This window comes from Amycolatopsis rubida, from assembly GCF_900115345.1.
Lineage (GTDB): Bacteria > Actinomycetota > Actinomycetes > Mycobacteriales > Pseudonocardiaceae > Amycolatopsis > Amycolatopsis rubida.
Genome location: NZ_FOWC01000001.1, coordinates 889,666 through 915,271 on the forward strand (window position 1 = coordinate 889,666; position 25,606 = coordinate 915,271).

Genomic DNA, 25,606 nt, shown 5'->3' on the forward strand with positions numbered 1-25,606 from the left:
GTGCCGATGCGGGAGATCGCGCGGCAGGCCGAGGCGAGCGTCGCGACGGTTTATCGGCGTTCTCCGACCAAAGACGCGCTCATCACCGAAGCGTTCGCCGAGGAGCTGGCGCTGTGCTCATCAATCGTCGAGGAGGGCATGGCGGCGGTTGCGCCGTGGCAGGGTTTCGTACTGGTGCTGGAGAAGCTCACCGCGGCGCACGCCCGTGAGCAGGGCTTCCACGCGGATCGCAGCGGTGCGTCGGCGCTTCTGATCCAGTCTTTCCAGGCTCGCCCGGACGCCGAACCGCTGCCGCCCGCGGTGCGGGTGCCGTTCAGCTAGAACCGAGGAACTTCAGCACGGCCGACACCCGGCGATTCGTGTCGTCCGAGGCGGAAATGCCCAGCTTGGCGAAGATATTCGCGGTGTGTTTGCCGACCGCGCCCTCGCTGAAGTGCAACCGGCCGGCGATCGCGGCGTTCGAACAGCCTTCCGCCATCAGGCCGAGCACCTCGCGTTCCCGTGGCGTCAAGACCGCCAATGGGTCCGAAGCGTTGCCAGCCACCAGTTTCGCGATCACTTCCGGATCCATCGCCGTACCGCCCGCGGCGACCCGGCGAACCGCGTCGATGAACTGCTCCGCGTTGAATACGCGATCCTTCAGCAGATAACCGACCGCGCCGGTGCCGTCCGCCAGAAGCTCGCGCGCGTACAGCTGCTCGACGTGTTGCGACAGCACGAGAATCGGCAGCCCGGGTGTCTCCCGGCGAGCAGCAAGCGCGACCTGCAGGCCCTCGTCGGTGTTGGTCGGCGGCATCCGGACGTCCACAATGGACACGTCCGGCTGGTGTTCGCGAAGCGCGGCAGCCAGTTCCGGCCCGGAACCGACCGCCGCGACGACGTCGAAGCCGTGCGCGACGAGAAGGTGGGTCAGGCCGTCTCGGAGGAGGTACTGGTCCTCGGCGACGACGGTCCGGGGTCGAGCTGGCACGGCACCTCCACAATCGCCGCCGTCGGGCCGCCCGGCGGGCTGGTCAGCGCTAACCTACCGGCGAATCCGGACAGCCTCCGCTCGATCCCGCGCAAACCCGTGCCGCGCGCGGCGTCCGCGCCGCCTTTGCCGTCGTCGGTCACAGTCGCGCGCAGGAGCCCCTCGAAGTACTCCAGCACCACCGACGCGCGCCGGGCCCCGCCATGTTTTGCCGCGTTGCCAAGCAATTCGCACACCGCGAAGTACGCACAAGCCTCCGCCGGCTGTTCGAGCCGACCCGGCACCGACGCCGTGACCTCGACTTTCAGCGGACTGTCCAGCGCCGCCGCCCGCACCGCGTCCACCAGTCCGCGCTCTGACAACACCGGCGGATGGATGCCGCGCACCAGCGACCGCAACTCGGTGAGCGCCTCCGACGACGCTTCCCGCAGCTCGGCAGCCAGCTGTTTCGCCTTGTCCGGGTCGTGCTCGATCAACGCTTCCACCGCGCCGAGCTTCATCCCCATCGCGACCAGCCGCGATTGGATGCCGTCATGCAGGTCGCGTTCGATCCTGCGCAGTTCAGCGGCCTGCGCGACGTTGACCTCGACCCGGGTCTGGTCCAGCCGGCGCACGCGCTGCGCGAGCCGGGACGCCTCGGTCGGACCGAGCAGCCATCGGCCGAGTTTCGCCTGGTACCTGGCGAGCCATGGCGTCGGCAGCAGTCCGGCGAACACCGCCGCCAACGCCACCGGCGTCATCGCGAACGCTCCGCCGGTGCTCGTCACCTCGGGCAGCCCGACCATCCCGAACCAGCCGTGCGTACCGGTGATCCACAGCGCGACCAGGCCGTAGCTCCCCCAGAAAACCAGCGCCGCCGACGGCACCCACAACACCGGAGTCGCCACCGGCAACACCACCGCGGCTGCCATGTCCCGCCAGGTCGCGCGGTCGTGGAGCACCCAATGGATCCGGGCGCGCAGCATCGGCCACCACGGTTCCTCGTGCAACTGCTTGCCGAACTGGTACAGCCCGTCGCCGCGCGGCACCGGCAACGCGGGCGGCGGCAGGTACGGCTGGGCGATCCGCACCCCGGTCCAGCGCTCCGCTTCGCGGCGGAAGGTGTCGGCGACCGCGCGGCTGGCCAGCGTGACAGTCGGAAACACCACCACCGCGCCGGACAGCACGACAACCTGGGCGACCGTCATGCCCAGCTGCGCCAGGGAAATCGCCCACAGCCCGAGCTGATATCCGAACGCGTCGAACCGGCGGCTGAGCCAGCTCTTCCCACGCGGTGCGTGCGGACCGAGCCAGAACCCGGTCCACCGGGCATACCCGCGCAGCGCGACGGGCCCGGCGACCAGCGAAAACACCGCGAAAACCAGCGCGACCGGCGGGTTCAGCAACTGCCAGCCGAACTCCCGGCCGGTCGCCGGATCCTCCATGATCCACGTGAAACGTCGATTCCAGCGGATCCACCACGCCCGCCGGTAGAGCTGGGTGCCGTCGCGATACCAGCCGTCGCGCTCGCGTTCCGGCTCCGGCGGAGCAGGCCGGTACGGACTCCGGATCTCCTGTCCGGTCCATCGGCCGACCAGCTCCCGCGCGTGCCGCGACCGGACGCGCGCGAGCTCGACCACCGGCGAGAAGAAGAGCACGAGGCCGACGCACAACAGCGCGAACGCGATCAGTTCGAGCAGGACGTCAACCCAGCTCACCACCGCGAGACCGGCGAGTGCCCACGCGCGCCGCACCGACGTCATGGCACCCCCTTTCGCTCCTCAGTCTCGCCGCTGCGGCCTTCGCCGGCCCTGGCTCCAGCTCCCGGTACGGGGTGGCCCCAGCCCCACCCCGATGCCCGCAAAACCCCACCTCAACCGGGGTTTCCGGCTCATTCTGCCGGACCGCGCGCGCTTCTAGCGTCGTTCGCATGCGACTCATCGAAGTTTCCGAACTCCGCAAGGCCTACGGGGGCCGGGTCGTGGTCGACGGCGTCTCGTTCTCCGTCGACCGCGGCGAGATCTTCGGCGTTCTCGGCACGAACGGCGCCGGGAAGACCACCGCGGTCGAATGTCTCCAGGGCCTGCGTGCGCCAGACTCCGGCACCATTTCCGTACTGGGCCTGGATCCCGCGCGCGACACCGCCGAACTGCGCCGCCGCGTCGGCACCCAACTGCAGGACGCACGCCTGCCGGAGAAACTGCGGGTCCGCGAGGCGCTGTCACTGTTCGCGTCGTTTTATCCCGACCCGGCCGACATCGACGCTCTGCTGACCCGGCTCGGCCTCGACGCCCACCGCGACATCGCCTTCGGCAAGCTCTCCGGCGGTCTGCGGCAGCGGTTGTCCATCGCACTCGCCCTGGTCGGCAACCCCGAACTGGCCATTCTCGACGAACTGACCACCGGCCTCGACCCGCACGCCCGGCAGGAAACCTGGCAACTGGTCGAGAACGTGCGTGCTTCCGGGGTGACGGTCGTGCTGGTCACGCACTTCATGGACGAGGCGCAACGGCTGTGCGACCGCCTAGTGCTGCTGGACCGAGGCCGGGTCGTCGCCACCGGCACCCCCGCCGAACTGCTCGCCGACACCGGACGGCCGAACCTGCACGAAGCGTTCGTCGCTCTCACTCGCGGCTGAAGGAGATCTTCCGATGCGTACTTTGCTGATTACCGAAGCGAAACTGTTCCTGCGCACGCCGCTGTGGGCGATCCTGGGCGTCTTCCTGCCGACCGGGGTCCTGCTGGGCGTCGGCTCGATCCCCGGAATGCGGGAACCCAGCCCCGCCACCGGCGGCTACCGATTTGTCGACCTGTGGGTGCCGTCGCTGGTCGTGATCGCGCTGGCGATGCTGGGCCTCCAAGTGATCCCGGCGGCCGTCGCGACCTACCGCGAGCACGGCGTCCTCCGCCGCCTCGCCACGACGCCCGTGCCGCCAGCGCACCTCCTGCTCGCGCAAGTGCTGATCCACGCCGCCGTCGCACTGGCCGGGGTGCTGCTGATGCTCGGCACCGCGAAAATCGCGTTCGCCGTGCCGATCCCGAAACATCCCGGGCTCTTCCTGCTGGCCCTGCTGCTCGGCCTGGTCTCGGTCTTCGCGCTAGGCCTGATCGCCGCTTCCCTCGCCCGCACCGGCAAAGCCGCCGGCGGACTGGCGATGATCGCCTTCTTCCCCATCATGTTCCTGGGCGGCGTCTATCTGCCACGACCGCTGTTGCCCGCGGTGATCCAGAAAATCGGTGCCTACGTGCCGCCCGGCACCCAGCCGTTGCAAGACGCCTGGGTCGGCGATGGCGGACAGCCGCTGCAGTTCGCCGCGTTGGCCGCCTTCGCGCTCGGCGGAACGGTGCTCGCCGTGCGGCTGTTCCGGTGGGAGTGATCCACCAAAGTGGTGATGAAACTCGTTTTCTCTTGTGGCCGGGTCCGGCGGGCCGGTAGCTCTGAGGGGTACCGCTGACCATGGAGGTTGTCTTGTCCTTGGACGTATCGCCCGCGCTGCTGGAAAAGGCCGAACGCGGGGAGGTCTCCGACGCCGAGTTCGTGGCCTGCGTGCGGGAATCGCTGCCGTACGCGTGGGAGGTCATCACCGGAGTGATCGCGGAAGCAGACACCGCCGCGGACGGATTCGCGGACAACGAAACCCCGCCGCCGGACGAGACCGCCCGCGGGCAACTGCTGCGGGCACTGGCCTCGGACGCGATCCGGGGCGGGCTGGAACGGCATTTCGGGGTGAAGCTGGCGTTCCAGAACTGCCACCGGGTGGCTGTTTTCCGGGACACGGACGGGGATCGGTACCAGGCGTTCGTTTCGCCCCGGGGGCAGTTGCTGAACCAGAGCCCCGAACTGCGGGACTGCTGAGTCCGGTTCAGGCTTGAGGACTGGCCTGCTCAGGGGATTGCTCTGAGCAGGCCAGTCCTTCGGCTGCGCTGATCTCAGCAGCAATCACGCCAGCCTCAGCTGGATTCAGCCGCTGACCGCGGCGTCGTACCGGCAACGGCATGGCCGACGAGGGCGAATGCGCCGATTGCCAGCGAGCCGAACCCCATGTACGTCGCGTCGATAACGCATCGGCGCAAGCTCGTTCGGGCATCCCTTGTCGGCCATCATCGCGTTAGTCAGAGTGCCAACGATCACGAATGTTCAGGGCTTCATGGCGGCTCCGGATTGTCGGCTATGTCCTCGTGCCGGTTCGCATTGATCAACGCCAGCGCACTCGACGCCCAGGACTCGAACCTGCGACCTAGAGGCCAGAAGGCTCGTGCCCCCGCAGCGCGGGCAACACCTCGGCACCGATCCGCGCGATGTTCGCCATCGTCCCCTCCGCCGTGCCGGACGCTTCCACGAACATGATCACGTGGGACACCCCAGTGCGCTCAAGACTCGTCCGCACAGTTTCGACGCAGTGGCCGACCGGGCCAACCGGATGGATCGCGCACAGCTTTTCCGTGTACTCCCAAGGATCCCGAGCCGGCCCAGGCCGGTCGTCCACCGGCACGTGAGCGGCTAAGCCGTCCGCCAGCCATCCCGGCAAAGCGCGGCGCACCACCGCCGAAGCATTGTCGCCGACCTGGCACAGCACTGTCGACACATGGTCCGCAGGCGCACCGTAAGCAGCAACGGTGGCCGCCTTCTCCGCATCATCCGCGTGCAGGCCCAGCAACAACGGCAGCTCACGTTCCGCAGCCAGCCGGACCGCGGAAGAAGTCGGCCCGCCGCAGGCCACCACGACTTGGGGAGCGCGCTGCGGAGCCGGGCGCAGCTGTACCTCGCGGAAGGAGAAATGCGAACCCCGGGCCGAGACTCGACCACCGGCGGCGGTCAGCAGAAGATCCAGCGACTCCGCGAAACCCGTTTCGTAGCGCGGCAATCCGGTGCCGAAGACCTCCAGGTCCTGCCATGGCCCACCTCGGCCGATGCCCAACCGCAGGCGGCCGTCGGAGATGGCGTCGAGCATGGACCACTGCTCGGCCAACGCGACCGGATGCGTCGTGGACAGCACGCTCACCGCCGTACCGACGCCGATTCGCGACGTCTGACCGAGCACGTGCGCGGCGAGCGTGATGGCCGACGGGCACACGCCATACGGCATGAAGTGGTGCTCAGCCAGCCACACGTCGTCGAAACCGGCGGCTTCGGCCGCACCGGCCGCGCGGACGGTGCGCCGCAGTACGGCGGCGTCGTCCTGTCCCGGGAAGCGGCCCGAGACCAGGAAGACCCCGAACCTCAGTTGTTCACCGACACGTTGTTGAACCACAGCAGCGGGTCCAGCCACGGGAACACCACGAACATCAGCAGCGCCACGATTCCGAGCACCAGCACGAGCGCGATCGCGAATTTCACCGCGAACGGACCGGGCAGATGCCGCCAGAGCCAGCCGTACATCAGGACGCGACTCCGATCTTCTTCAGCAACGTCGTGTAATCCGGCACCTGCGTCTTCGGCACCTGGCGGGTCAGCACCGAGGTGATGATCAGCCGTTCCTTCGCCGAGAACTGCGGGTGACATGTGGTGAGCGTGAGCAGCGAAGCCTGCTGCGCCTTCGGCAACGCCCCGGCCGGCTTGTACGGCACCGGGTTCACCGCTTCGCCCTGGCTCGGCTGGACGACCTTGCGGCCGAACGTCTCGTCGTACGGGCCGCCGCCGGGGATGCTCGAGTTGCGCAGCGTCGACACGCCCTTGCACTCCGGCTGCGCGCCCTTGCCGCTGCTCCAGCCCTTGATCTCGTCGTCGTAGGGCAGCACCTGGTAGATGAAGAAATCGGTGTGCGTTTCGATCACGATCTGGTCGCAGGAGCTCAGGTTGTCCAGGTCGTTGAACGGCGCGCCCTTGCCGACGCGGTGCCCGGCGATGCCGAAGTTGCCCGGTTCGCCCGGTAGCGCGGTGCCCTTGTAGTGGCCGGGGCCGACCGCCAGCGAATCCTCTCCGGTGCCTTCCTGGATGGTGAAGTTGAAGTCCGCCCCGAACGAGGGGATGTGGATGCGCGCGAACGCCTTGCCGTCGATCAGCTCGGGGTGCAGCGTGCGGTCCTTCGCCCAGTCGCCGTCGAGCTGGTCGCTCGCGGTGTGCTGTTTCTCGGCGGAGAACAGGTCGGTGACCCACACCTCGTACACCATGAACAGCAGCACGACCACGCCGAGCGTGATGAAGATTTCGCCCGCGGTGCGGATCGCGAGCCCGCCCTTGCCCAGCGGCGGCGGGGTCTTTTTCGCCTTCTTGTCGTCCTTGTCTTCAACCGCGACCGCGGAGAACACCTCGGTCGGCTGCTCGGCGAAGTCCGGGCCGGTCATCCGCCGCCGGGACGGATCCGGGGCCGCGGCCCCCACCCGGCGAGGCATCTGCCGTCCTTCTTCCGGCTGACGGCGGGGACGTTCGCCGAGATCCCCGGACTGGGCGCGGAATTCCGCGGTACGGCGCGATTCGGCGGGGCGTCGCGGCGGGGTTCCTTCGGCCCGGAACTCGGCGGGACGGCGAGGTCCGGCCTCGCGCGGGCCGCCGAAATCACCGCCGCGGGGGTCACCCTCGCGGGGCCTGCCTTCGCCCGTCCGGCCCTGCCCGGGCCGGTTTTCGCCGCCGTCCCGGCGCGGTCCGCCCCGGTCGATCGGCGTGCGCTGTTCGGGTGATCTCCGACCCGGGTCGCCGGCCACTCTTCGCCGCGGCGGGGTCTCCCCGGACTGCCTTCTCGGCGGCGGCGCCTGGCGGCGGACCGGGCGGTCAGGTCCCGTGCCGGGGCCGCGGTCGTCCTCGCCCGGCCAATCTTGCGGCGTCACGCAAGCTCCTCCCGCGCCCGGCCGGAGTCCTGCCCGGCACTCCAGGTGGCGCTGTTGTCACAGTCTGAGAAACCCGACCGCTCCCGCCCGGTGCTGCGGAGCCGTCCTTTACGTTAACGTGTGCACGTGGCGCTGGTTGCGCACCCCGACAGCGGGACCTCGTCCAGGATGCCGCCACCAGGAATGCCCGAGAGCACGCGAGGAAACGATGCCGAAGTCGAAGGTCCGCAAGAAGACCGCGTACACCCCGCCTGTCGACCGCCGCACCCCGGTGAAGGTCCAGGCCGCGGGACCGTCGAACCTGTTCTACAAGATCGTCATGTTCGGCCTCATGCTCCTCGGGCTGGTGTGGCTGGTCGTGAACTACATCGCAGGCGACAAAGTTTCGTTCCTCAGCGAGCTCGGAAACTGGAATTTCGCGATCGGATTCGCCGCGATGATCGCCGGCCTGCTGATGACGATGCGGTGGCGCTGACCATCCGCCGGATCAGCTTTGCTCCGGTCGGCCGATTGACACCGAATCACACCGGTGTGACTCATCCCCAGTGTGGATAACCCCTGTGGATAACCACTCGGCCTCATGGGCCCCGCGCCGGAACCTCGTGGTAGTGGCGTGGGGCCTGGCCACGTTGCTGCTGGCCGGAACCGTCCTGGACGCGCTCTTCGGCGACGGCAAGGGCGCGGTGCTCACCGGCCTCGCGACGCTGGCCGTCGGCGCGTTCGCGGTCCACTGGACGCTCGTGCGGCCCCGCCTGTCCGCCGACTCAGCGGGGCTGCGGGCCCGCACGCTCACCGGCACGCACCGGCTCCCCTGGACCGGCACGACGGTCCGGCTGCGCAGCACCCGCCGCCTCGGCCGCGACGGTGTGACGCTCGAACTGGAGCGTGACGAGCAGCTGTTCATCTTCGGGCAGACCGACCTCGGCGAGGATCCTCGCGACGTGCTGGACGTGCTCGCCGAACTGCGGGCTCGCTCAGCTGGAGCCTGAGGACTTGCAGAAGTACTTGTAGTCCCCCTGGACCAGCTGCGGAGAGCAATCCAGCGAGGGGAACTCGGTGGCTCGCCACCCGATCAGCCCGACGAGCGCGATCGCGACGACGGCGGTGCCGATCGCCTGCCACCGGACCAGATTGCGGGCCGGGGCGTAGAGCATCGCAGCCGTCACCAGTGCCCCGGTGACAAGGCCGCCGACGTGCGCCCAGATCGAAATGCCGGGGATGGAGAAAGTGATGTAGGCGTTGATCACCAGGTTGATGAGCAGCGCGGTCGGGTTCAGCCGCAGTTTGAGGGTGATCACCGCGTAGCTGCCGAGCAGCCCGAAGATCGCGCCGGACGCGCCCACGGTCGGCGTGCCGTCGCCGAAAAGCAGCACCGCGGTGGAGGCGCCGAGCATCGACACGAAGTAGAGCGCCAGGTACCGGATCTTTCCGAAGACCTGCTCCAGCGCACGGCCGATCATCCAGAGCGAGAACGCGTTCGCCGCGATGTGGATGGGCCCGTAGTGCAGGAAGCCCGACGTGAAGACCCGCCACCACTCACCCGCGCCGAGGGTGAGCACCGGCTGCAGGTAGAGCCGGACCTGGAGGAGGGCCAGATTGTTGTCGAACAGGCTCTTCGCCTGGATGACGGTGATCAGGAAGATCACCACGTTCACCGCGATCAGCGTCGCGGTGACGGTGTAGGAGTTCGAAAGCCGGGCCCCGGCGATCGTGCGGGAGCCCATTCCGGCGTCGCGGTACTGCCGGTGCTGATGTTTCTGCTGTTGCGCCCCGGTCTGGACGCAGTCCGTGCACTGAAACCCCACGGGGGCTTCGCGCAGGCAGTCCGGGCAGGCCGGACGCCCGCAGCGGGCACAGCTGAGGCCGGTCGGGCGGTTCGGATGCCACCAGCAACCGGGGAGAGACGGCGCGGACGGGTTCGGCGGTTGGCTCACGATGACTCCAACCTACCGAAACCCCATCCCTGCCTGCGGCGCGTCAGTCTTCGACGGTGATCTTCTCGATGACCACGTCCGACAGCGGGCGGTCCGCCGGTCCGGTCGCGGTCGTCGCGATGGCGTCGACGACGCCGCGGGACTCCTGGTCGGCGACCTCGCCGAAGATCGTGTGCCGGAAGTTCAGGTGCGAGGTCGGCGCGACGGTGATGAAGAACTGCGAGCCGTTGGTGCCCGGCCCGGCGTTCGCCATGGCCAGCAGGTACGGCTTGGAGAACTGCAGCTCGGGGTGGAACTCGTCGCCGAACTTGTAGCCGGGGCCGCCGCGGCCGGTGCCCGTCGGGTCACCGCCCTGGATCATGAAGCCGTCGATGACCCGGTGGAAGATCGAGCCGTCGTAGAACGGACCGGAGTTGCCGCCCTTCGCGTTCGGCTGGGTGTACTCCTTGGAGCCGGTGGCCAGCCCCACGAAGTTCGCCACGGTCTTCGGCGCGTGGTCGGGCAGCAGGTTCACGTGGATGTCACCCTGGTTGGTGTGCAGGGTGGCCTTGCGGGCGCTTTCAGTCACGCCGCCATCGTGCCACCCCTTCGCACAAATGGGGGGTTCAGGGGGCGTCCCCGGCCCGTCGCGCTGGACACCGGCCCAGGAAGAAGGCACTTTCCCGAGGTTTCCGCGAGGCCCGCAGCGGGAAGCCGCAGCGGTACGGGCGGAAAAAGGGCAGGATAGATGTCAAGCAACAGATCTGTTTCACAACGATTGATGAGGTGAAGACCATGACCCGGGCCGTGGAATCGGTCGGTGAGTCGGCCAAGTCCGGCTCGGCGGACCTGCGGAAGCTGGTCGTCGAGGCGGGCAAGGCGGGCGCGAAGGCCGCCGAGGCCGGCGCGGAGGAGCTGGGGAAGCGCAGCCGCCGGGCCCGGCGCAAGCTGGCGAAGAAGACGGAGCTGACCCGCAAGGAGCTGAAGAAGAGCTCCGCCGCGGCGCGCAAGGAAGCACTCGCCCGTATCGCCGAGATGAAGAAGCCGGGCCGCAAGGCCAAGAAGGCCGCGATCAAGGCCGCTGCGTCGGCAGGCGAGTCGAAGCGCCGCGGCAAGAAGGACTTCAAGGCGGCGAAGAAGGAGTTCCGCGCCGCGCTGGAGGAGGCGAAGAGCGCCGCCAAGGGCACTCGCAAGCGTCGCCGCTGGCCGTGGATCCTCGGCCTCGGCGCGGTCGCGGTCGGCACCGCCGTCGCGCTGAAGTCGCGGCAGCAGGAGCCGCCGGTCGCGCCGGCTCCGCCGAAGGCCACCCCGCCCGCTCCCCCCTCCCCTCCCGCGAAGCCGGCTCCGGAAGCCAAGGACGCGAAGGACGCCAAGCCGGGCGAACCGAAGACGAACGGCAAGGCGCCGAGCACGTCGGCCGCCGAGAAGAAGAACTGAACGCGCGAAAAGGGCCCCGGGAAGTGCTTCCCGGGGCCCTTTTTCGTATGTCGCTCAGTCCGTTCAGACCGCGGCGGCGTGCTTGTCGATCAGCTGGCCGAGACGCGGCAGCGCCTCCTCGACGTTCTTCTTGCCGTTCGGGCGCAGCTTCGAGTAGACCTTCTTGATGCTGTCGCGGCTGCTGCGCTCGGCGCGGCTGTCGGTGACCCCGAGCAGCGCGTCCGAGGCCTCGTCCGAGCGGCTGGTCAGGTAGGCGCCGAAGTCGTTGCCGCCCTGGGCGCGGTAGTCGCCGTAGAACGGCTCAAGCGCACCGGCGAAGTCGTCCAGCAGGCTGTCGACCGCGGAGGGGATGATGCCCGGCTTGATCTTCTTGACGGCGGCGAAGCCGGTCTTCACGACCGCGCCCGAGACTCCGCCCTTGTCGGAGACCTCGGCGTCCACGAGCTCTCCGAGGTCGGTGACCACGTTGGGGCGACGGCTCGAGTCGAGCAGGATTTCCTTGAGGGTGTCAGCCACGAATCTGTCCTTGTCGTCAAAAGGGGTAACCAAGTATTCGGTGCCGGACGGGCACCCGCCGCGCGAGTGTTGGGGGGACCGCGCGTGCTGCTTAGAGTAATACAAGATCAACTTCACTCACCCGTGCGGAGCCCGTTACTCAGAGCTTCAGGGCAGCGATAGCCTTTTTCGCCACTGTGCGTGCTTTGATGCTCTGCTTCTGGTTGCTCGTCACGACGACGGCGGCCTCGCCCTTGGCGACGGCGTAAACCACCCCGTCACCGACAGGCTGATAGCCGCCCTTCCATCCCGCCGGTTCCGTGGCCGGATTCGACGTGTCGACCGGCGCGGCCTTGTTGACCAGCGCGGTAGCGACGTCGCTCTTGCCCACGTACACCCGCACGGTCAGCTGAAGGCTGCCGTCCGGACGGTAGAAAAAGCACGTCGGATGCGGCTCGTCGTCGGACACGCTCACCTTGGTGACGTGCTGTCCGTTCGCGTCCTGCACCGTCTCGTTCGACAGGTACGGGCACTCCGCGGTGCGCACGGGCTGCGGATCGGGCGGCAGCCCCGCCGACGTCGGCGCGGAACTCGCCGGTGCCGAAGACGGAGTCTCCTTCGCCGGGCTCGACGGAGCGCAGCCGGCGAGCAGGACCAGGGCTGGGGCGAGAGCGAGAAGTCGGCGCATGGCGGGCACAGTCAACCATGCCCGGTGAAGTCCGTGCGAAGGCGGCGCGTGCGACGATGACGTCGGATTCCGCTCAGCCCGGGGAGGTCGCGGACGTGCTCACGCCCGAGCAGTACCTGCAGGTGGTCGCCGAACGCGTGGTGCGCAGTGGCGGCAGGCTCAACACCGTCCAGATCGGACCGGTGACGTGCGCGGTCGGCCTGTTCGCCGAGTCGATCATGCTGTCCACGATGAACTACTGCGTGGTCGCGGGCGCCTGTTCCGACGTCGACGCGGCGACCCTGCGGCAGTTCACCGGCATGGCCACCCAGCACGCCCGCGCCAACGTGCAGGGCACGATCGGCTGGACCGCCGCGTCGGTGGTGATCTGCGGGCTCGTCGGCCGCGTGCACCCGGACGCCGCGCAGCTGGCGAGCGCGAAGACGAGCAACCAGTTCGGCGGCGAAACCCGGATGGTCGCGGTGGATCCGCACGCGGGCATGACCTACGCGTTCACCGGCGGGAAGCTCTGGGGCGCGGCGATGCACGGCGCGATCAACGCGAAGCTGACGTTCTGTTTCCCGCAGCCGGGCGAGGCTCTCCAGCAGGTGCAGTGGCAGCAGCAACAGGCCGCCTACGGGCAGCCCCCGCAATCGGGTCCCGGCGGGTTCCCTGGACAGATTCCGTCCGGGCCGATGCCGCGGACTTCTCCTCCGCCCGCCGCCGGACCGGCCGGGCCGCGGCCGCCGCATTACCCGCCGCCGGGCCAACCGCCGTACGGTCGGTGACATGGTTTCGTTGCGCGGCTGGCAGTCGTTTCCCGAACAGCTTCCGGAATTCGACCCGGACCACACCCCGGAAACGCCCGAAGAGCTGTTCCTCGCCTGGCTGACCGAAGCGGGCGAGCACGTGCTGGCCCCGCACGCCGTCACTCTGTCCACAGTGGACGCTGACGGGGCTCCGGACGCTCGCGTGGTGATCCTGAAGAACGTCGGCGAGGACGGCTGGGCGGTCGCGACCAGTTCGGAAAGCCCGAAGGGCCAGCAGCTGGCGGCGAACCCGCGCGCGGCGTTGACGTTCTTCTGGCCCGGCCGCGGACGTCAGGTCCGGGTGCGCGGTTTGGTGGTCCCGGCCGCGCCCGAGGTGTCCGCCGACGACTTCCTCGCTCGGCCGCCGGCGTCGCGCGCCGAGGCGTACGTCGGACATCAGTCGGAGGTGCTCTCCGATCCGGCGAAGCTCGTCGAAGCGGCCGCGGCGGCCGCGGATTGGGTAGCGGAGAACCCGGACGTGGCACCGGAAACGTGGACGCGCTACCTGATCCAGCCGGAATCGGTGGAGTTCTGGCAGGCCTCGCACGACCGGCAACACCTCCGGGTCCGCTACCGCCGCGACCCCGCAGGCTGGGTCCGCGAACGCCTCTGGCCCTAAAGCCGGGCGTTGGCGCGCAGCTTGGAGATCGCGCCGACGGTGACGTAACCACGCCAGTCCAGCGCGGCCGCCGGGGAGAAACTGGCGAAGTCGACCGTCCAGCCGCCGTCGGGCTGCTGGCCCTGTTCCAGCCGGGTCAGATCCGCTTCGATCGCCGCCGCGGTGAACAGCCGCCGCGACGGGCCGGGCACCGGGCTGAAGTCCAGCGGACGCAGCACCTCGCCCTCGGAACCGCCCTGCACCGGGACGATTCCGCTCTCCGGCAAGAACTTCCCGAGCTTCGTCAGGAGTTCGTCCGCTTCCGGATACCGGTCGCGGGAGGCATCGAGCAGATGGATCGCGAAGCTCAGCTCGATGGCGTGCGGCATCTCTTCGAGGTCCCGGATCGCCCGCAGGGACGTCTCGGTCGCCCGCGCGAGCCACGGATGTGCCGCGACGGCCGGATCGTGCTCGGCGACCCGCCACGCCGCGGACGTGACGAACGCGGTGCTCTGCAAGGAGAACGCCGCCGGATCGGCTCCGGTCCAAAAGGGAGCGCACGCGGTCGGGTCGGCGACCGGGAACGCGAACGGCAGCCCACCGTCCGGGAACGACACCGATTCCAGCCAGTCGCACAACTGCACCGCGTGCGGCGTGGTCACCGGCGCGAGGTCGGCGAACATCTCGAACGCGTGCAGCGCGCCGCCCGGCTGGCTTTCCGGCGCACGCAGGTCCGGTTCCAGGCCCCAGCCGTAGCCGCCGTCCGGATTCCGGTAGGCCGCGACCGCCGCGAGCACCTCCTCGGCCCGCCCGTTTCCGTTCAGCAGCTCGAACCGCCGCTGGTCCAGCAACCTGCCGTGCCCGGCGAGGAACGGGGCGACGGCCTCCCATTTCACAGTCACCCGGAAACGGTCGCACGAGCCCGGCGCGAGGGTCTTGAACGAATCGGCCACCAGCACGAAAGAGCGGATTACTGGGGCTGGAGCGATCTCCGTGGCACGATTCGGAAGTGACCAGCAAACCGGACGACGCGCAGCGATGGGCCGATCTCGCACGGTTGCGCCGGGTGCGCGACCGGATCGACCGCGAATACGCGCGTCCCCTGGATGTCGAGGCGCTCGCGCGGAGCGTCAACGTGTCCGCCGGGCACCTGAGCCGGCAGTTCCGCGCCGCTTACGGAGAGTCGCCGTATTCGTATCTGATGACCCGTCGCATCGAACGCGCGATGGCGTTGCTGCGCCGAGGCGACCTGAGCGTCACCGAGGTGTGTTTCGAGGTCGGGTTCTCGTCGCTGGGGACGTTCAGTACGCGCTTCACCGAGCTGGTCGGAAAGCCGCCAAGCGTTTACCGCCAGGAGGAGACCGGGGCGACCGAGGGCATGGCGCCGTGCGTCGCGAAACAGGTCACCCGACCGATCAGGAATCGAGAAGCACCCCGTTCGGCGCGAACCTAGTGTGACCGGCATGGAGATGACCATTCACGCGAGCTTCCTCCCGCACACCGATCCGGAAGCGACGCTGACTTTCTACCGTGACGTCCTCGGCTTCGAGGTGCGCAACAACGTCAAATACGGGGACCTGGCCTGGATTACCGTCGGCCCGCCCGGACAGCCGGACACCTCGCTCGTGCTGCAGCCGGTCGCCGCGTTCCCCGGCATCACCGACGACGAACGCCGGATGATCACCGAAATGATGGCCAAGGGCACCTACGCCGCGCTGAACCTGGCCACGAAGGACGTCGACGCGACCTTCAACCGGTTGCAGGCCAGCGACGTCGAGGTCGTGCAGGAGCCCACCGACCAGCCCTACGGCCTGCGGGACTGCTCGTTCCGCGACCCGGCCGGGAACCTGATCCGCATCCAGCAAGCGAGCTGAAGAAGTCCGAGCCGGACCGCCGGGGAAACTGGGAGAGACGATGACCAAGGCCAAGGGGAAGACCACGCCCTCGCCGGAGCACGCCGCTGACAGCCATGACCTGATCCGCGTGCAGGGCGCCCGCGTGAACAACCTCAAGGACGTCAGCGTCGAACTCCCGAAGCGCCGGCTGACGGTGTTCACCGGGGTGTCCGGCTCGGGCAAAAGCTCGCTGGTGTTCAGCACGATCGCGGCCGAGTCGCAGCGGCTGATCAACGAGACCTACAGCAGTTTCGTACAGGGTTTCATGCCGGCGCTCGCCCGTCCCGAGGTCGACGTGCTCGACGGGCTGACCACCGCGATCATCGTCGACCAGCAGCGGATGGGGGCCGATCCGCGGTCGACGGTCGGCACCGCCACCGACGCCAACGCGATGCTGCGGATCCTGTTCAGCAGGCTCGGTACGCCGCACATCGGGTCGTCGCAGGCGTTCTCGTTCAACGTCGCCTCGGTCAGCGGCGCGGGAGCGGTCACCGTGCGGCGCGCCGGGAAGGAGATCAAGGAGCGGCGCAGTTTCAGCGTCACCGGCGGCATGTGCCCGCGCTGCGAGGGCCGCGGTTCGATCAACGACATCGACCTTTCCCAGCTCTACGACGACGCGAAGTCGCTCGCCGAGGGCGCGCTGACCATCCCCGGCTACACCCCGGGCGGCTGGAACTACCGGCTCTACACCGGGTCCGGCCTGATCGACCCGGAGAAGCCGATCCGCAAGTACACGAAGCGCGAGCTGCGGGACTTCCTGTACAAGGAACCGACGCGGATGAAGATCGAAGGCATCAACATGACCTACGAGGGTCTGGTGCTGAGGATCCAGAAGTCGTATCTGTCCAAGGACGTCGAGGCGATGCAGCCGCACATCCGCGCGTTCGTGGACCGCGCGGTCACCTTCGCGACCTGCCCGGAGTGCGACGGGACGCGGCTGAGCGAACTGGCGCGATCGGCCAAGGTCGACGGGATGAGCATCGCCGACGTGTGCGCGATGCAGATCAGCGACCTCGCCGATTGGGTCGGGAAGCTGTCCGACCCGTCGGTCGCGCCGCTGCTGAAATCGCTGCACGAGACGCTCAAGTCGTTCGTGGAAATCGGGCTCGGCTACCTGTCGCTGGACCGGCCCGCGGGCACGCTGTCCGGCGGGGAGGCGCAGCGGGTGAAGATGGTCCGGCACCTCGGCTCGTCGCTCACCGACGTCACGTATGTCTTCGACGAGCCCACCATCGGCCTGCACCCGCACGACATCCAGCGGATGAACGATCTGCTGCTCCGCTTGCGGGACAAGGGAAACACCGTCCTCGTGGTGGAGCACAAGCCGGAGGCGATCGCGATCGCCGACCATGTGGTCGACCTCGGACCGGGCGCGGGCACGAACGGCGGCACGGTGTGTTTCGAGGGCACTGTGGACGGTCTGCGCGCGAGCAAGACGTTGACCGGCAAGCATTTGGACGACCGCGCATCGCTCAAGCCGTCAGTGCGCGAGCGCACGGGCGTGCTGGAGATCCGCGGCGCGAGCACGCACAACCTGCAGGACGTGGACGTCGACATCCCGCTCGGCGTGCTGTGCGTGATCACTGGTGTCGCCGGATCCGGCAAAAGCTCGCTGATCCACGGGTCGGTCCGGGAATCCGACGATGTCGTGTCGGTGGACCAGGCCCCGATCCGCGGTTCGCGGCGGAGCAACCCGGCGACCTACACCGGGCTGCTCGAACCGATCCGCAAGGCCTTCGCCAAGGCCAACAACGTGAAGCCCGCGCTGTTCAGCGCCAACTCCGAGGGCGCGTGCCCGAACTGCAACGGCAACGGCGTCATCTACACCGACCTCGGGATGATGGCCGGGGTGGCCACCACCTGCGAGGTCTGCGAGGGCAAGCGGTTCGACGCCTCGGTGCTGGAGTACCACTTCGGCGGACGTGACATCAGCGAGGTGCTCGCGATGTCGGTCGCCCAGGCCGCCGCCTTCTTCGCCGAGGGCGACGCGAAAACTCCGGCCGCACACCGGATTCTCGAACGGATGGAGCAGGTCGGGCTCGGCTACCTGACCCTCGGCCAGCCGCTGACCACGCTGTCCGGCGGCGAGCGGCAGCGGCTGAAGCTGGCCACGCACATGGGGGGAGGCGGCGGCGTGTACATCCTCGACGAGCCGACCACCGGCCTGCACCTCGCCGACGTGGAACAGCTGCTCGGGCTGCTGGACCACCTGGTCGAATCGGGCAAGTCGGTGATCGTCATCGAGCACCACCAGGCCGTGATGGCGCACGCCGACTGGATCATCGACCTCGGCCCCGGCGCCGGGCACGACGGCGGCCAGGTGGTCTTCGAGGGGACGCCCGCCGAACTGGTGAAGAAGAAGCGGACGCTGACCGGGAAGCACCTGGCCGCCTACGTGGGCTAGTCGAGGGGCGGCCGCCGGTCGGTCCAGGGCAGCGCCTGCTCCAGAGTGCGGGAGACCTGCAGCAGCAGGTCCTCCCGCCAGGGCGCGGCGACCAGCTGGACGCCGACCGGCAGGCCGCTGGCCTCGTCGTGGTGCAGCGGGAGGGAGATCGCCGGCTGGCCGGTCACGTTGAACAGCGACGTGAAGACGCCCATCGGGTACGCGGCCACCACCGGATTTCCGCTCGCTCGCCACCCGCCGACCTTCGGCGGGAGACACGCCATGGTCGGCGTGACCAGCAGGTCGAAACTGTCGACGAAGGCTTCGGCAATGCGGCGGGAGAACACCTGGGTCTGGTGCACACTTTCCGCGTAAGTCCAGGAATCAACCGACTTCGCGGCTTCGCGCTGTGCCCGGTTGTGCGGTTCGATGCGATCCGGATCGACCACCGGGACGCCTGCGCTGGCGACGCTCCAGACCTTCAGGAACGTCGAGAGCAGCTCCTCGGACTTCGGCAGCGGAAGCGGTTTGTCGACGATCTGGTGTCCGGCTTCTTCGAGCGCGCGGAGGGTTTCGCCGACCGCGGTCAGGCAAGCCGGGTCAACGGTGATGCCGTCGATCAGCGAGGTCGTGAGGACGCCGATCCGCAGGCCGGACGGCGCTTCGACGGCCAGTGCGTCGGCAAGCGACCGCGTGGGCGTCGGCTGTGACCACCACGCGCCCGGGTCGTGTCGTGTGAGGACGTCCAGGGCGGCCGCGGTGTCGGTCAGCGTCCGGCTGAGGACACCGCTGGTCGCGAAGCCCTCGACCTCCACCACGGCGTTCGTGACCAGGCCGCGGGTCGGCTTCAGCCCGACGAGACCGGTGCACGAAGCCGGGATGCGGATCGATCCGCCGCCGTCCTCCGCGTGCGCGACCGGGGCCATTCCGGCGATGACGGCGACCCCCGCGCCGCTCGATGACCCGCCCGGCGTGCGGTCCGGATCCCACGGGTTGCGCGAGATGCCCTGCGCCTCGCTCTCAGTGAAGGAAACCGCGCCGAACTCCGATGTCGTGGTCTTGCCGAGCGGGAGGAAGCCCGCATCAGCGAACCGCCGCACGATCGGGTCGGACTTCGGCTGCGGGGAACGGTCGGTGGCCAGCGAGCCGTACGTGGTCGGCCAGCCTTGCACGTGGACGAGGTCCTTGACCGGCAGCGGAACCCCGTGGAACGGCGGCAGGTCCTCCGGCGCGCACCGCACCACAGCGTCCGCGGCGGCTTTCGCGGCGGCGCGGACCTCGTCGTCGGCGCGGAAGCAGAAGGCGTTGAACTTCGGATCCAGCTCGGCGATGCGGTCGAGGTAGCAGTCGGCGACCTCGACCGGGCTCACCTCCTTCGCGCGGATGGCGGCGGCGATTTCGACGGCGGAGCTGAACGGATTGACCATGACCGATCCCCTTTCCGGTTCCCGTTCAACCTGGTCGGACCGGTGGTCGGCGGTCTTGGAGAAATGTCGCGCTGCCGGATTTGGCTACGCTGGCGGCATGCGACCAGCCGAGTGGGCTCGCGACGGGGCAGCGGTCTGGGGTATCGCCGTGCCGTCCCGGCCGCTCCGGCTGCCCGGGGTGCAGATGGCCGGATTCGTCGGCGACACCGTTGATCTGATCGACTTGACGGTGGTCCCGTACCCGGCGGTCACGCTGTTCGTCAATCTCCGCGAAGGGCTGTTCGTCAACGGGGTAGCGCGAGACAGCGCCGTCACCGGCATCGCACCGCGAGAGATGCGCGTGCGCGGGCAGAACATCGAATGCGTGCAGGTCCGGCTGTCCCCCGAGGTCGCGCACGCGGTGCTCGGGACGGATCTGACCGGCGAGATCGCCCCTCTTGAGGACGTCTGGCCTGCTGGGCTGCCTGACCGGCTGCGCGCACTCGACTCCTGGAACGACCGGTTCGCGCTGGTAGAAGCCACGCTGGGCAAGCGGTATGCGGCCGGGCGCATGGTCGATCCGGAAGTCGCCTTCGCCTGGCAGCGGATGCACGCGCATCACGGTCAGGTGCGGATCGAGCAGCTGGCCGACGAGACCGGATGGAGCCGGAAACGCCTGTGGTCCCGGTTCCGCGGCCAGCTCGGGCTCAGCCCGAAACGCGCCGCGCAGCTGGTCCGGTTCGACCACGCGGTGCACCGGCTCGCCGCGGGGGAAAGCCCGGCTTCGGTGGCGGCCGAGAGCGGATATGTCGACCAGTCGCACCTGCACCACGAGATCAAAGCCTTCGCCGGAGTCACCCCCGCCGCCGCCGCGAACGCACCGTGGCTCGCGGTCGACGAGGTCGCCTGGTCTCGCCCCCACCGCGCGACCGGGTGATCGCACCGGCATGATCCCGGAGTGACTTCCATCCGGCCCCCCGCTGTCGTGCTGCGCCGGTGGCTAGACGACGTCGGCACCCGCCGACCGGCGGTGTTCGCGCTGGTCGGTGCCTCGGTGGCGGCGGCAGCGGCGATTCTGTGGCTCGTCTGCACGATGTGGCCGCTCGATCTGGAGATCTACCGGTCCGGCGCGCGGGCGCTGGCCCAGGGCGAGGACGTCTACGGCCCGCTCCCGCCGACCCGCGCCGGGCTGATCCTGCCCTTCATCTACCCGCCGTTCGCGGCCGTCCTGTTCCTGATCTTCGCCGCGATGCCGTTGCCGTTGGGCGCGATGCTGATGCTCGCCGTGTCCCTGACGTGCCTGTGCGGGACGGTCTACGTCGTGGTCCGGCCGCATGCCGGGCGGCGGACCGCGGTGTTGGCCGCACTGCTGATCGGTGCCGGTTCGCTGGCCTTCGAACCGGTCCGCGAGACGTTGTGGTTCGGGCAGATCAACCTGCTGCTGATGGCACTCGTGGTGATCGACTGCCTCGGCCCCCGGACGCGGCTGCCCCGCGGCGTCCTGCTGGGCCTCGCCGCCGCCGTGAAGATCACCCCGGCCGGGTTCCTGCTGTTCTTCCTGCTGAAAAAGGACTTCCGCGCGGCACTGACCACGATGGTCACCTTCGTGCTGGCCGGCGCTGCCGGGTTCGTGATCGCTCCGGAAGCGTCGATGAAGTACTGGTTCGGCGGCGGATTGACCGGTGCGTCCGGGATGAGCGGATCGATTTTCGCGACGAACCAGACCATCCAGGGCGCGGTGCACCGGTTCGGACTCACCGACGCGCCGACGCTGATCCTGGTCGCGGTACTGACCCTGGCCGCGCTCGCGCTGACCGTTCCCGCGATGCTGCGCGCCGACCCGCCGATGGCGTTCCTGCTCAACGCGACGGCGATTCTGGTGTGTTCGCCGATTTCGTGGTCGCACCACTGGGTGTGGATCGTGCCCGCGATCGTGCTGTTCGCCGCTCGCGCGCACACCCGGAACGCCGTCGCCGGATTGGCTGCCGTGGCGGCGATTTTCGTGATCGCGCCGCATTCGTGGCTGCCGAAGAACGGCTATCTGGAGCTGTCCTGGGGTCCGGTCGAGCACGTGATCGGCAACAGCTACTTGCTGCTGGCGCTGGGTTTTCTGGGCTGGCAGTGCTACTCGACGCGCCGTCACACCGCCGCGGTCTGAGCCAGCAACGCGTCTGCGTGGAGTACGTGCAATGCGCTGACCGCTCGGGTGAGCGCGACGTACAACCGTTGCAGCCCACGCTCCTCCGCCGCCACGCTGCGCGCCGGTTCGACCACCAGGACCGTGTCGTACTCCAGCCCCTTCGCCAAACTCACCGGCACCAGCGTGATCCGGGCCGCCTGGTCCAGCCCGCGCTCGGCAAGGGCCCGGCTCGCTTCGGGGATATCCGCGGCCAGCAGCCCGATCGATCCCTCTTGGCTGAGCGCTTCCCCGCAAGCATCGACCGTCTCGTCCGTTTCGCTCAGGTGCAAGGCATCCGCGGAATGCCGGAACGACGTGGGACTCCGCAGCTCCGGCGCGATCTGCGGGCACAGCCGGGCAGCGAAGTCCAGGACATCCGCCGGAACGCGGTAGCCGTGCGTGAATTCTTCGATCCGCCCGCCGGTCCGGTCAAGGTGGGTCAGCACTGTCGGCCAATCGCGGACCGCGGACGGACTGGTCGCCTGTGCGACGTCGCCGAGAACCGTGCACGCACCAGCCAACCTGCGCGCGATCGCCCGCAGATGCATCGGGCTGAGGTCGTGGGCCTCGTCGACCACGACGTGCCCGAGCTTCACCGGCCGTTCGATCAGCGCCGCGACCTCGTCCAGCAGCGCGAGATCGAGTGTCGACCAGGTCATCGCCTTACGACTGCGCGGGCGCGGACGGATGAGCGCTTCCTGTTCCTCAGCAGTGAGAATCCCGTCGGCCGCTTCCGCGAGACACGCCTTCTCGGTCAGCAGGTCACAGACCAGCCGCGCAGGCTCGACGGCAGGCCACATGTCGCGGACCGCCTTGGTGATCGCGGCATTGCGACGAAGCTGACGCAGGGTCGCGCTAGTGCCCCCGGACCGCTCCATCTCGCGCAGCACCCGATGCACGAGCCGTTGGCCAGCAATTCGCGCCCAGCACTGTAATCCGCGCCGCGGCTGAGGATTTCTGTGAGTTCCTCGGCGATGTCCTCGGGATGCAACCGCCAGGTCCGGTGCTGGTACTTCACTTCGAGCGTCCGGTCGACCGGCTGGCTCGCCGGACGCGATCACGTGCCACACCCTGCTGTACTCAACGCCTGCTTTGCTGGCCCGGCTTGCCGGGTACCTGCTGGAGAAGGAACAGCAACTGGTCGAAGAGCTACAGGCTTCGTGCGGGGTCTCGGACGAGTTCACCGCGCGACTGGTGGCTGCGCAGGTCCTCGGGGCGCAGCGGATCTTGGGGTTTCACCATGCCCGGGAGACCGCGGCGGGCGAAGCGCTGATGAGACTCATCCGGAAGCGGTCGCTCGGGCGGGAGCGGCTTACCGGATGCTGCGGGAGGGGCTGTCCTCGGTGCTGTGACTCTGGTTCAGTTCACAGAACCTTGATTGGCTGAGGCACGAAAAGTGCCCGGCCCGCTCCCGCGTCTCGCGCCAGCTCAGTTCTGGTCCGGGCTGTCGACCGGCACGCCCTGGTACCCAGTCCCCCGGTCCTGCGCGTTCGGCGGGTCCACCGGAACCCCGTGGTAACCGGTGCCCTGGTCCGTGGGCGGGTCGATCGGCACGCCGTTGTATCCCGTGCCCTGTTCCTGCGGGTCCGGAGTGTTCTCGTCCTTGGGCGGGGTGGTGTGCAGCTTCAACCCGTCCTTCTCGCAGCGGATCTCGTGCGTGCCCTCCGCGCCGGTATCGGTCAGGCACTGCCAGCCCCGCACGGTCAGCATGTAGTTGGATCCGACGGCCTTGTCGATATTGTCGAAGTATTCGGGAATAACGTTGAACGCTTCGGTGCATCCGACAGTACCGGCCTCGGTTGCGTCCGCGATCAAATCAACCTTGCGCGGTCCGACAGGCCCGCCGAGCGCACTGCAATTAACGTCCTCGGAACTGGCCCCGCCACCGCCGCTGCCGCCCTTTTTCACCGGCGTCTCCAGCTGCTGCACCTGGCTCTTCGCCGCGACGTTGACCGGGGCGGATTGGTTACTCGCCTGGGCTGCCGAATTCTGGCCAGAGCAGGCGGAAAGCAGTGCGACCGCACCGAGAGCCGCTCCGACGGTGGCAAATTTGACAGTCTTCATGAGCATTTCAATTCTCCCCTGACCAGCTCTTGGATTTCCCTTTGCCTCTAGAGACGCACACCGCCGGAGGGGGTTGCGAAGAAATTCCGCGGACTTGCCCGCGAAAGAACCTCGGCCCGACAACCGCACTGCGGGGTACCGTGGCGACGGCCCGTCCAGCAGCCGCAGTCCGCACCTGCCGTCCAGCATCGCCGGTGCCGTGCTGGCTCCGCCGATCGACTGCCCGATCATCGCGATCCGCCGCCCGGGTTTGGACGAGCTTTCTCCAGTCCTGGAGCTGACAGGCAACGCATTCCGTCGTATGCCCGTCCGGGAAGGTGATCGCCGTCGATTCGTAGTTGTGCCCGCTCCGCCAATCGCGGCGCAGCCCGCACTGTTCCTGCCCCGAGCATCGCCGCGACGTTATCACGCGCGTCTCATGACTTCAGCTCGGAGCCACGCAGCACCCGGCAGCATCATCAGTCACCGGCACGAACTCCGCGCCCAGCTGAGCAGAATCAGGCTGGCTCCTTCGCGGACAGTCCAAGCGAAAGACTGCGCACCATCCGGTACCTCCGGAATCCACCGCCGCGTACCCCCGGAAAGTCCTGCACCTTCCGCCATTCGTCCGACACCCCGACCGTCCCTCGGCCGGAGCGCGCCAACGCGTCGCGATGCGATTGTTCGTCGGTCCACTCCGCATAATTGAGCGCCCGGGTCCCGTCGGTGCTGACATGGAAATGCCCGGATATCCCGCCCGGCGCAGGTTTGTCCTCACTGGCCATCGCGCCGAACACGGTATCCACCCAACGTCGCTGCCGCTGCGCATCCGCACTGTCGAACTCAACGCTTACCACGACAACACATCCCGGAACCACCGAGTGGTCCCGATTTACGCTGCGATACAACCGATATTCCACCGGATCGCTCCCGGAAACCCGCCGCACGAGACCGGGATCGGCTGTCTCCTCCGCCCACTGGGTATAGACCAGCGACCCCTCGCCGTCGTTACCGGCCAACGCATTGAACGAAATCAGTCCGGTCGGCCACGGCTCTTTCTCCAGCCGGGCAAGCACATCCGCCGCCTCGACGGACGTTTCGGCAACCAGCACAGCGTCGACGTCCGTGCGCGCGAAGTCAGGCCGGGCAACGTGATTGACAGTCATGGATGTCCCTTCGAAATCAGTGATGACTCTCGAAGGATGGAACTTCAAGGGTGGTTGAAGTCAAGCCTTCGGCCGTGGCTCTCGGTACTCTGACTGTCACGAGGACAGAGGATCTTGATGCTTTCCAAGCAGACCGAGATGGTGGGCTGTCTCACGGTGCCGGCGGCCGGGTGCGGCCACGCTGACCATGCACCCTGACACTCCGGGGACGGGCCAGGTCTCGCCAAAGCCGGAGGACGCCCTCAAGTTCTTGATCGACCGAGAAAGTTCGGGTCGAGACGTATGCCAACCACGCGAACTGCCACCCGCACATCGACGGTCCGGGGGACCAGCGGAAGCCACCTCGAACAAAAGGTGGGCGACGGCGAGATCTGCTGGATTCCGATGACTCCCGGCCACGCGGATCTCTCGCAGCGAGGACTACCCGGCACCCGCGCTCAACGAGGTGTTCGGGGACGCGATCTTCACGATCATCGATCGGTTGAAGCAGACCCATAACGCACGAATCCCCGCCCGGCTTGGCCGAACGGGGAGTGCGGGTGGACCTGAGGGGAATCGAACCCCTGACCCCCGCCTTGCAAAGGCGGTGCTCTACCAATTGAGCTACAGGCCCGGTGCGGGCCGAGGCCCGCGAAGTGCTACGTCAGTTGCGCGACGCGTCCGCGGCCTTGGCCGGAACGCTACCGTTCGCCGACGGGGCGGCAGGCGTGGTGGCTTCCCGCCACAGGTCAGCCTCGGCCTTGGCCGCCTTGTTGCGCTTGACGACGAACAGGACGCCGCCCGCGACGACCGCGAGTGCCAACAGCTTCTTCACCTGAAGCCCCCTTCTGAGTGCTTGCGCTACCCCACGATGCTACCGGATCCGCCGCGCGTCCCGTCCGGCGGTTCCGGCTCTCTCGTT

At 68.4% G+C, this 25,606-nt stretch carries 29 protein-coding genes and 1 tRNA gene; 14 read left to right on the forward strand and 16 right to left on the reverse strand.

The window, feature by feature from the left end; genetic code table 11:
* The first annotated feature begins 6 nt into the window (after positions 1-6).
* The gene (locus BM362_RS04410) at positions 7-321 is read left to right on the forward strand and encodes a TetR family transcriptional regulator (protein WP_107309525.1); all 315 of its coding nucleotides are present in this window, start codon (positions 7-9) and stop codon (positions 319-321) included.
* Here BM362_RS04410 and BM362_RS04415 read toward each other — a convergent pair.
* Together BM362_RS04415 and BM362_RS04420 are read right to left on the reverse strand one after the other, a co-directional pair.
* Positions 314-970, reverse strand: a complete 657-nt coding sequence (locus BM362_RS04415; RefSeq protein ID WP_067578369.1) for a response regulator — start codon at positions 968-970, stop codon at positions 314-316. The two genes, BM362_RS04410 and BM362_RS04415, sit on opposite strands and share 8 nt — an antisense overlap.
* Entirely contained in the window at positions 910-2,712 is a 1,803-nt protein-coding gene (locus tag BM362_RS04420; RefSeq protein WP_093572272.1) for a sensor histidine kinase, read from the reverse strand. The genes BM362_RS04415 and BM362_RS04420 overlap by 61 nt, the downstream gene beginning before the upstream one ends.
* Positions 2,713-2,879: 167 nt before the next feature.
* On the opposite strand from BM362_RS04420, the gene BM362_RS04425 reads away from it, so the two are divergent.
* The 3 genes from BM362_RS04425 (at position 2,880) to BM362_RS04435 (ending at position 4,805) form a co-directional block, all read left to right on the forward strand.
* Positions 2,880-3,587 carry an ABC transporter ATP-binding protein gene (locus tag BM362_RS04425; protein ID WP_067578365.1) on the forward strand — a complete coding sequence of 236 codons (708 nt, stop codon included), beginning with the start codon at positions 2,880-2,882 and terminating at the stop codon, positions 3,585-3,587.
* 13 nt (positions 3,588-3,600) lie between these two features.
* Positions 3,601-4,326, forward strand: a complete 726-nt coding sequence (locus BM362_RS04430) for an ABC transporter permease (protein ID WP_067578363.1) — start codon at positions 3,601-3,603, stop codon at positions 4,324-4,326.
* 92 nt (positions 4,327-4,418) lie between these two features.
* Positions 4,419-4,805: an SCO5389 family protein gene (locus BM362_RS04435; RefSeq protein WP_067578735.1), complete on the forward strand. Its 387-nt coding sequence runs from the start codon at positions 4,419-4,421 to the stop codon at positions 4,803-4,805.
* 382 nt (positions 4,806-5,187) lie between these two features.
* On the opposite strand, the gene BM362_RS04440 is transcribed toward BM362_RS04435, so the two are convergent.
* Genes BM362_RS04440 through BM362_RS04450 form a run of 3 tightly spaced genes read right to left on the reverse strand, consistent with a single transcriptional unit; the run spans position 5,188 to position 7,282 of the window.
* On the reverse strand, positions 5,188-6,201 hold the full coding sequence (locus BM362_RS04440; protein ID WP_232791548.1) for an LLM class flavin-dependent oxidoreductase: 1,014 nt from the start codon (positions 6,199-6,201) through the stop codon (positions 5,188-5,190).
* Entirely contained in the window at positions 6,171-6,329 is a 159-nt protein-coding gene (locus tag BM362_RS47275) for a hypothetical protein (RefSeq protein WP_093572273.1), read from the reverse strand. The genes BM362_RS04440 and BM362_RS47275 overlap by 31 nt, the downstream gene beginning before the upstream one ends.
* The gene (locus BM362_RS04450) at positions 6,329-7,282 is read right to left on the reverse strand and encodes a class E sortase (protein WP_167545202.1); all 954 of its coding nucleotides are present in this window, start codon (positions 7,280-7,282) and stop codon (positions 6,329-6,331) included. The genes BM362_RS47275 and BM362_RS04450 overlap by 1 nt, the downstream gene beginning before the upstream one ends.
* Positions 7,283-7,922: 640 nt before the next feature.
* On the opposite strand from BM362_RS04450, the gene crgA reads away from it, so the two are divergent.
* Complete coding sequence (gene crgA / locus BM362_RS04455) at positions 7,923-8,189, forward strand: cell division protein CrgA (protein WP_037809181.1); 267 nt, start codon at positions 7,923-7,925, stop codon at positions 8,187-8,189.
* A gap of 133 nt (positions 8,190-8,322) precedes the next feature.
* Positions 8,323-8,703 (forward strand): PH domain-containing protein, encoded by a 381-nt coding sequence (locus BM362_RS04460; protein WP_232791547.1) that lies wholly within the window; start codon positions 8,323-8,325, stop codon positions 8,701-8,703.
* Here the strand turns inward: BM362_RS04460 and BM362_RS04465 are convergent.
* Both BM362_RS04465 and BM362_RS04470 read right to left on the reverse strand, forming a co-directional pair.
* On the reverse strand, positions 8,689-9,648 hold the full coding sequence (locus BM362_RS04465) for a rhomboid family intramembrane serine protease (RefSeq protein WP_067578359.1): 960 nt from the start codon (positions 9,646-9,648) through the stop codon (positions 8,689-8,691). The two genes, BM362_RS04460 and BM362_RS04465, sit on opposite strands and share 15 nt — an antisense overlap.
* A 43-nt stretch (positions 9,649-9,691) precedes the next feature.
* The gene (locus BM362_RS04470) at positions 9,692-10,216 is read right to left on the reverse strand and encodes a peptidylprolyl isomerase (protein ID WP_037809177.1); all 525 of its coding nucleotides are present in this window, start codon (positions 10,214-10,216) and stop codon (positions 9,692-9,694) included.
* A gap of 206 nt (positions 10,217-10,422) precedes the next feature.
* Between BM362_RS04470 and BM362_RS04475 the strand changes: the two genes are divergently transcribed.
* Positions 10,423-11,064, forward strand: coding sequence for a hypothetical protein (locus BM362_RS04475; RefSeq protein ID WP_208865101.1), 642 nt, complete (start codon positions 10,423-10,425; stop codon positions 11,062-11,064).
* Between the two features lie 63 nt (positions 11,065-11,127).
* Here BM362_RS04475 and BM362_RS04480 read toward each other — a convergent pair whose 3' ends face one another.
* Entirely contained in the window at positions 11,128-11,580 is a 453-nt protein-coding gene (locus tag BM362_RS04480) for a DUF6918 family protein (RefSeq protein WP_067578357.1), read from the reverse strand.
* A 139-nt stretch (positions 11,581-11,719) separates the two neighbouring features.
* Entirely contained in the window at positions 11,720-12,247 is a 528-nt protein-coding gene (locus BM362_RS04485; protein ID WP_208865102.1) for a DUF2020 domain-containing protein, read from the reverse strand.
* Between the two features lie 95 nt (positions 12,248-12,342).
* On the opposite strand from BM362_RS04485, the gene BM362_RS04490 reads away from it, so the two are divergent.
* Positions 12,343-13,014: a hypothetical protein gene (locus tag BM362_RS04490; RefSeq protein ID WP_167545242.1), complete on the forward strand. Its 672-nt coding sequence runs from the start codon at positions 12,343-12,345 to the stop codon at positions 13,012-13,014.
* Between the two features lies 1 nt (position 13,015).
* Positions 13,016-13,654 (forward strand): pyridoxine/pyridoxamine 5'-phosphate oxidase, encoded by a 639-nt coding sequence (locus BM362_RS04495; RefSeq protein WP_093572275.1) that lies wholly within the window; start codon positions 13,016-13,018, stop codon positions 13,652-13,654.
* Here the strand turns inward: BM362_RS04495 and BM362_RS04500 are convergent.
* On the reverse strand, positions 13,651-14,535 hold the full coding sequence (locus BM362_RS04500; protein WP_167545203.1) for a hypothetical protein: 885 nt from the start codon (positions 14,533-14,535) through the stop codon (positions 13,651-13,653). The genes BM362_RS04495 and BM362_RS04500 overlap by 4 nt on opposite strands.
* Before the next feature lie 107 nt (positions 14,536-14,642).
* Between BM362_RS04500 and BM362_RS04505 the strand changes: the two genes are divergently transcribed.
* The 3 genes from BM362_RS04505 to BM362_RS04515 are packed head-to-tail and all read left to right on the forward strand — an operon-like array spanning position 14,643 to position 17,932.
* Positions 14,643-15,086: a helix-turn-helix transcriptional regulator gene (locus BM362_RS04505; protein WP_067578355.1), complete on the forward strand. Its 444-nt coding sequence runs from the start codon at positions 14,643-14,645 to the stop codon at positions 15,084-15,086.
* Positions 15,087-15,096: 10 nt separating this feature from the next.
* Positions 15,097-15,507, forward strand: coding sequence for a VOC family protein (locus tag BM362_RS04510; protein WP_067578717.1), 411 nt, complete (start codon positions 15,097-15,099; stop codon positions 15,505-15,507).
* A gap of 40 nt (positions 15,508-15,547) precedes the next feature.
* On the forward strand, positions 15,548-17,932 hold the full coding sequence (locus BM362_RS04515; protein WP_067578352.1) for an ATP-binding cassette domain-containing protein: 2,385 nt from the start codon (positions 15,548-15,550) through the stop codon (positions 17,930-17,932).
* Here BM362_RS04515 and BM362_RS04520 read toward each other — a convergent pair.
* Positions 17,929-19,338, reverse strand: coding sequence for an amidase (locus BM362_RS04520; RefSeq protein ID WP_093572276.1), 1,410 nt, complete (start codon positions 19,336-19,338; stop codon positions 17,929-17,931). The two genes, BM362_RS04515 and BM362_RS04520, sit on opposite strands and share 4 nt — an antisense overlap.
* A gap of 97 nt (positions 19,339-19,435) precedes the next feature.
* Here BM362_RS04520 and BM362_RS48700 point away from each other — a divergent pair, with 97 nt between their 5' ends.
* On the forward strand, positions 19,436-20,254 hold the full coding sequence (locus BM362_RS48700) for an AraC family transcriptional regulator (RefSeq protein ID WP_093572735.1): 819 nt from the start codon (positions 19,436-19,438) through the stop codon (positions 20,252-20,254).
* Positions 20,255-20,275: 21 nt separating this feature from the next.
* The gene (locus BM362_RS04530; RefSeq protein WP_093572277.1) at positions 20,276-21,475 is read left to right on the forward strand and encodes a glycosyltransferase 87 family protein; all 1,200 of its coding nucleotides are present in this window, start codon (positions 20,276-20,278) and stop codon (positions 21,473-21,475) included.
* Here BM362_RS04530 and BM362_RS04535 read toward each other — a convergent pair.
* The 5 genes from BM362_RS04535 to BM362_RS04555 all read right to left on the reverse strand — a co-directional run bounded on the left by BM362_RS04535 (position 21,457) and on the right by BM362_RS04555 (position 25,519).
* The gene (locus BM362_RS04535) at positions 21,457-22,374 is read right to left on the reverse strand and encodes an ATP-binding domain-containing protein (protein ID WP_244287040.1); all 918 of its coding nucleotides are present in this window, start codon (positions 22,372-22,374) and stop codon (positions 21,457-21,459) included. The two genes, BM362_RS04530 and BM362_RS04535, sit on opposite strands and share 19 nt — an antisense overlap.
* Positions 22,375-22,924: 550 nt before the next feature.
* Entirely contained in the window at positions 22,925-23,425 is a 501-nt protein-coding gene (locus tag BM362_RS04540) for a hypothetical protein (RefSeq protein WP_143132382.1), read from the reverse strand.
* 632 nt (positions 23,426-24,057) lie between these two features.
* Entirely contained in the window at positions 24,058-24,705 is a 648-nt protein-coding gene (locus BM362_RS04545) for an antibiotic biosynthesis monooxygenase (RefSeq protein WP_093572279.1), read from the reverse strand.
* A 540-nt stretch (positions 24,706-25,245) separates the two neighbouring features.
* Positions 25,246-25,318, reverse strand: a tRNA-Ala gene (locus BM362_RS04550).
* Between the two features lie 30 nt (positions 25,319-25,348).
* On the reverse strand, positions 25,349-25,519 hold the full coding sequence (locus BM362_RS04555) for a DLW-39 family protein (RefSeq protein WP_093572280.1): 171 nt from the start codon (positions 25,517-25,519) through the stop codon (positions 25,349-25,351).
* Between the last annotated feature and the right edge of the window lie 87 nt (positions 25,520-25,606).